This window comes from Kitasatospora sp. NPDC053308, from assembly GCF_055585785.1.
Genome location: NZ_JBVJJY010000041.1, coordinates 1 through 5,170, shown reverse-complemented (window position 1 = coordinate 5,170; position 5,170 = coordinate 1). Strand labels below are relative to the sequence as shown.

Below are 5,170 nucleotides of genomic sequence, written 5' to 3'. Positions count from 1 at the left end.
AGGGTCCGGGTTTCAACCCCCCCCCCCGCTGCGGCGCCAGGGGAAACCCCCCCCCCCGCCTTTTTCTGTTTTCCCCCCTTCCCCCCTGTTCCTCCTCCCCCCCTTTTTTTTCCCACCCCCCCCCCCCCCCCCCCCGGGGGGGGCGCCGCGGCGCAGGCGCGTCACGTCCGGGTGACATCGGGGGACCGAGGTTTCCGACGCCCCGGACGGGTCAGAAGGGAGACCATGGGCAGCTATGTGATCACCGTTCCCGGGACAGTGGACCGACCGCTGGAGCAGGCGGCACGCCGCACCCTGCTCGCGGTCGTGCACGGCGCGGACCCCGAGCAGGCCGGCGCGGAGGTGCCGGACCTCGACGTCCTGACGCTCGACGAACCGGAGGGAACGTTCGTGCTGCGGCTGGAGGTCGAGGCCGCCGATCGGACCGCCGCCGGGGAGGCGGCGCTGGACCTCGCCCGGCGGGCCTTCGCGGCGGCCGGGTACGAGGAGGGTGCGGTCGGCATCGGGGCTCCGGTGGTCACCGGCATCGACGTCGGCTGATCCGACGGCCCCGGGTGGTCCCGGTCACCCGGGAAACGGCGAAGGGCCCGGTGCGCGTGGTGTGCGCACCGGGCCCCTCGGCGTCCGGCGCCGTGCGGCCGACCCGGCTCATGGCCCCGTCGTCGATCGCGGGGCGGCGGGTCGAGCGGCGGGTCGAGCGGCGGGTTGAGCGGCGGGTCGAGCGGTGGATCGCCGGGGTGCGGCCGATCCGCTGCCGTGCCCGGTCAGTAGTTGTGGTGGACCTGCCAGTAGGCCCAGGCGGCGTTCGGGCTCCCGTAGCGGCCGTTCATGTAGTCGTAGGCCCACTTGATCTGGGTGGCGGCGTTCGTCTTCCAGTCGGCGCCGGCGGAGGCCATCTTGTTGCCCGGCAGGGCCTGGCCCAGGCCGTAGGCGCCCGAGGACGGGTTGGTCGCGGTGACGTTCCAGCCGCTCTCGTGGGAGATGATCTGGTTGAAGGAGGCGAGCTGGTCGGCGGGGACGATGCTCGCGGCCAGGGCCTGGGGGGTGGTGGCCGAGGCGGCGGTCGGGACGACCGCGGCACCGACGGCGACGATGCCGATGGCACCGGTGAGCAGGGCGGCGGACTTGCGCATGCGGGTGGAGATCACGGGCATGGGGGAGTTCGACCTCAATCGTGGGGGTGCCTCGCTCCGCGGCTCGACGGGCCCGGACGGGCCCGTGGGCGGGGTCGGCACCGGGGCGGTCACGAACGGTGACCACCGGACGGGAGCTGCGGAAGGGGATCGCACCGCCGCCGCAGCTGGCGACTGAGCCATTGTTAGCGGGGCCGGGGCCCGGCTCCAAGGGGTGCCCGGTACGACGCGGCGTCGTAGCCCGGCGGGCGATCGCGCTCGTCGAGAGCGGCTCGCTACCCCGCGCCCGAACGCCCAAACCTGGATGAATCCGTCCGTCTTCCACCCGCGGCAGGCGTGTGAGCTGCGAAAACGCCGAAGGCTCGACGGCGGGCCCGGGGCCGCGGCCGTGCCGGCGGCCGCCCGGGCCGACGCGGCCTGCCTGCCCGACGATCGACCCACTAGGAAGGGTAGGAGGCGCCCGGGGCCCGTGACGACCGTCACGGGCGACCCGGGCCCGGCGGCCCCCGGAAGGCGGTCCAGCTCACACCGCCGTGACGCTCGGTGCTCGCGCGATCGGGACGGGTGCCGGTTCCCGTGGCGAACGGTCCGGCCCGGTGGCGGAGGGCCCAGCGGGGGCGGGCCGCGGAACCGCCCGGGGACTGGGACGGGGCGGACGGGGTAGCAGACGGACTTCCGCAGGGCACGGTGCGGAGCGTGCGCCGTCCGGAGGAGCGCCGTCCGCGGGGCCGCGGGGACGAAGGGGGCGGGTGGTCGTGCTCGGTCAGTCACACGCGATCAGCGGGGCGCTGGTCTACGCGGCGACGGCTCAGTCGCTGCCCGCCCTCCTGTTCGGGGCGGCCCCGGGGCCGGGCGAGGTGCTGATCGGGACGCTGCTCTGCGCCGGTGCGGCGCTGCTCCCCGACCTGGACCACCACGACGCGACGCCCGCCCACCTGCTGGGCCCGCTGTCGAGGGGGCTGTGCCGCCTGGTGGGCCGGCTCTGCGGAGGCCACCGCCACGCCACCCACTCGCTCCTGTTCGTGGGACTGGCCGGTGGGGGCACCTGGGCGGGGGTCACCCGGCTCGGCCACGGCTTCGCCCTCGGCGTCCTCTTCCTGCTCCTGGCCCTCGCGACGAGGGCCCTGCACCTGCACCCGCCCGGCCGCGGCTTCACGCCGTGGCTGACCTCCGTCGGCCTGGCCGCCGTCGGCACGGCGACGGTGGCCGCCCGCTGCGCCACCGTGGAGACCCGGCTGCCCTACGTCGTCTGCCTGGGCGCCCTGACCCACCTGCTCGGCGACTGCCTGACCCGCCGGGGGGTGCCCCTGCTCTGGCCGTACCGCAAGCGCTTCGAACTGGTGCTGCTCCGGCGGACCGGCGGCAAGGCGGAGACCCGGTTCGTGGTGCCCGTGCTGACCGTCGCCACGTTCGCCGCCCTGTGGTTCGCGGCCTTCGCCCCGCTCCTCGCCACCGGGTGACCCCGCCCGGGGCTCGTAACGCTCAGTCACCACGGTGCTGTCCAAGGCATACACCGACCTGACCCGTGTCCGGCGATTCCCGCCGGGCGCGCGACGCGAGTCGTCGGACACGCCCCGGACCTCACCCGGTCGGGGGCGGGGCTCCGGACGGCGGGCCGGGTCGTCGTCAGCCGAGGCCGCGGGCGTCCTGCTTCAGCGCGGTGTCCACGGTCAGCGCCGTCGCCACGACGAGGCTGAGCAGCGGGTCGGGGAGCGGGCGGTGGATCTGGAGCACGTAGTTGTCGGCCGTGGTGAACATCGTCTTCGCCAGGCCCTCCCAGGTCTTGGTGATCCGGGCGATCTCGGTGTCCGTCGCGTCGACGATGGAGAAGTTCCAGGCCCGCCAGTTCTCGGCCTTGATGGCGCCGACCTTCCGACCGCCGACCTCCAGCGCGAAATTGATCTTCCCGATGGCGTTCTGCTGGATGATCTGGCCGACCTCCTGGCCGTCCGGACGCTGCACGATCACCCGCGACTTGATGATCTTCGCCGGGCGGGTCAGCAGCAGCACCGGGGTGCCGTGCGCGTCGCGGATCTCCAGCTTGTGGGTCAGGTACTGGTCGATGGAGGAGAGCAGCCGCAGCAGCTTGCGCAGCGTGCTCTGGCCGACCTGGACCACCGAGCCCAGGGTGGCGCCCCGCTGGTCGAAGACCGCGTACTCGTTGGTCAGCTCGATCAGCTTGGCCTTCTGGTTCACCACCAGGACCGGCTCCGAGAAGAGGGTGCCGCCGCCACCGTGGACCGGTCCGACGCCCGCCTGCTGCTGCACCTGGTACCGCACCTTGGCGGGGTTCGCGGCCGGAGCGGCCGACTGCCCGGGGAAGCCGGGGGTGTTCGTGTTCTGGGACATGGCGGGCAGGCTAGGGCCGATGCCCGGTCGGCAGCCAGGTCGTTTTCCGCGGCGCCCCGGGCCCGTTCGGGACGCCGCGTCGCGAATGCGCCCTGCAGGTATGGGTTTTGCAAAGGAAGGCTGATCCGTAGTCAAAGAGACGGATGTGTGCGAGGTCACATCCACCGGTCGCCGGGCGGGGGAGCGGTCGACGGCCCCGGGGCGGGGGTCGCCCGGACGGCACCGCGATCACCCGTGGCCCACGGAGCCGGGTGGTGGGCCGGGCGGGCGTGCCCCGGCGACCGGGCGGGCGGATGCCCGGCCGGCGGACCCGATCGGGGCCGACCGCCATCCGATCCGCCCGGGACTACGAACCACGTGGGAGAACGAGGAGTCCGGGCCGCAGCCGAGAGGAACACCATGATGGTCACCGTCGAGCGGAGCATCACCGTCGACCGACCCACCGCCGACGTGCTCGCGTACCTGGCGGACTTCGCCAACGCGGCGGAGTGGGACCCGGGCACCGAGAGCTGCACCCGGATCGGCGGCGGTCCGGTCGCGCCGGGCGCCAGCTGGCTCAACGTCTCGCGCTTCCGGGGCCGGCGGACCCAGCTCACCTACACCCTGGAGGACTACCGGCCGGACCGCCTCCTCTTCGTCGGCCGCAACCGCACGGTCACCGCGACCGACGACATGACGCTGCACCCGGTGGACGGCGGGACGCTGCTGGTCTACCGCGCCCGGCTGCGGTTCCACGGCCTCGCCCGGCTCGCCGCGCCGTTCCTGCGGCCCGCCTTCGACCGGCTGGCCGACCGGGTCGCGGAGCGTCTGCCCGCGGTTCTGGAAGCCGGGGAACGGGGGTGAGCGCCATGCCCCGGCGCGGCGCCGGCCGGCCGGGCGACCTGGTCGACCGGATCGCCCGGGCCGTCACCGAGAACGACCCGGTCAGGCTGGAGATCCTGCTGACCGTGCTGGAGGCGGTGGCCGATCCACCGATGCTGGCCCGCCTGGAGGCCGCGATGGGCCGGGAGACGGTCCCGCGCCGGCGGCGCTCCTGATCGCGCGCCGGGGCCGCCGCTCCGCGCGGAGCGGCGGCCCACCCGACCGGTCCGCGACGGTCGGGCGCTCCCCGGTCGTACGCCCTGTCCGGCCTCCGGCGGTCGACGGGTGCGCAATCGATGCGAGTGCCGATCCGGCGGCCACCGTACGCACCCTGAGGTGCGGGGGCACCTCGACGCAGACAGGGAGTTGATCACCATGGCGATCGTCCGCACGCTTCACGAGGCCGGTATCACCAGCGAGCACGCCTACGCGGCCGCGCTCGGCTCCGTCGCACTCTCCCTCGCGAGTTGGGTCGTCTCGATGAAGGCGGAGCAGGCCGGCATCGAACGGGCCGACCGGTGGGGGATCTTCGTCGGTGAGTGGGCGCCGACCTTCTTCGGCCTCGGTCTGGCCCTCGCGCACTACGAGGCCGGAGCGACAGTCGACGAGGCGGGGATCCGGCGCAGTACCCGGTTCGACCGGCGCGTGGGCTCCGCCGGAGCCGGCTGAGGGCCGGAACCGGCCGCGCCCGCCCCCCCGGCGGGGCCGGCCAGGGCTGACGCGGACCCCGGCCCGGTGCGTGGAGACGACAGGGGGGGGGGCATTTGGAACCCGCCTCCCCCTTCGAGGGGAGTGGGGGGGGAGGGTAGAAAGATCGTCGGGAGGAC

The 5,170-nt window shown here is 74.4% G+C and carries 7 protein-coding genes; 5 read left to right on the top strand and 2 right to left on the bottom strand.

Going from position 1 to position 5,170, the window contains the following annotated elements; translation table 11 throughout:
* Nucleotides 1-225 precede the first annotated feature (225 nt).
* Complete coding sequence (locus tag ACZ6Y7_RS37525; protein ID WP_465762463.1) at nt 226-540, top strand: hypothetical protein; 315 nt, start codon at nt 226-228, stop codon at nt 538-540.
* Nucleotides 541-764: 224 nt separating this feature from the next.
* Here the strand turns inward: ACZ6Y7_RS37525 and ACZ6Y7_RS37520 are convergent, their stop codons facing one another.
* Nucleotides 765-1,154, bottom strand: coding sequence for an aggregation-promoting factor C-terminal-like domain-containing protein (locus tag ACZ6Y7_RS37520; protein WP_465762462.1), 390 nt, complete (start codon nt 1,152-1,154; stop codon nt 765-767).
* Nucleotides 1,155-1,888: 734 nt separating this feature from the next.
* Between ACZ6Y7_RS37520 and ACZ6Y7_RS37515 the strand changes: the two genes are divergently transcribed.
* Nucleotides 1,889-2,593 carry a metal-dependent hydrolase gene (locus ACZ6Y7_RS37515; RefSeq protein ID WP_465762461.1) on the top strand — a complete coding sequence of 235 codons (705 nt, stop codon included), beginning with the start codon at nt 1,889-1,891 and terminating at the stop codon, nt 2,591-2,593.
* 166 nt (nt 2,594-2,759) lie between these two features.
* Here the strand turns inward: ACZ6Y7_RS37515 and ACZ6Y7_RS37510 are convergent, their stop codons facing one another.
* Nucleotides 2,760-3,569 carry an LURP-one-related/scramblase family protein gene (locus ACZ6Y7_RS37510; RefSeq protein WP_465762480.1) on the bottom strand — a complete coding sequence of 270 codons (810 nt, stop codon included), beginning with the start codon at nt 3,567-3,569 and terminating at the stop codon, nt 2,760-2,762.
* A gap of 312 nt (nt 3,570-3,881) precedes the next feature.
* Between ACZ6Y7_RS37510 and ACZ6Y7_RS37505 the strand changes: the two genes are divergently transcribed.
* The 3 genes from ACZ6Y7_RS37505 to ACZ6Y7_RS37495 all read left to right on the top strand — a co-directional run bounded on the left by ACZ6Y7_RS37505 (nt 3,882) and on the right by ACZ6Y7_RS37495 (nt 5,012).
* Nucleotides 3,882-4,325, top strand: a complete 444-nt coding sequence (locus tag ACZ6Y7_RS37505; RefSeq protein WP_465762460.1) for an SRPBCC family protein — start codon at nt 3,882-3,884, stop codon at nt 4,323-4,325.
* Entirely contained in the window at nt 4,322-4,519 is a 198-nt protein-coding gene (locus tag ACZ6Y7_RS37500) for a hypothetical protein (protein ID WP_465762459.1), read from the top strand. Before ACZ6Y7_RS37505 ends, ACZ6Y7_RS37500 begins: the two co-directional genes overlap by 4 nt.
* Nucleotides 4,520-4,718: 199 nt before the next feature.
* Entirely contained in the window at nt 4,719-5,012 is a 294-nt protein-coding gene (locus ACZ6Y7_RS37495; protein ID WP_465762458.1) for a hypothetical protein, read from the top strand.
* Nucleotides 5,013-5,170 lie beyond the last annotated feature (158 nt).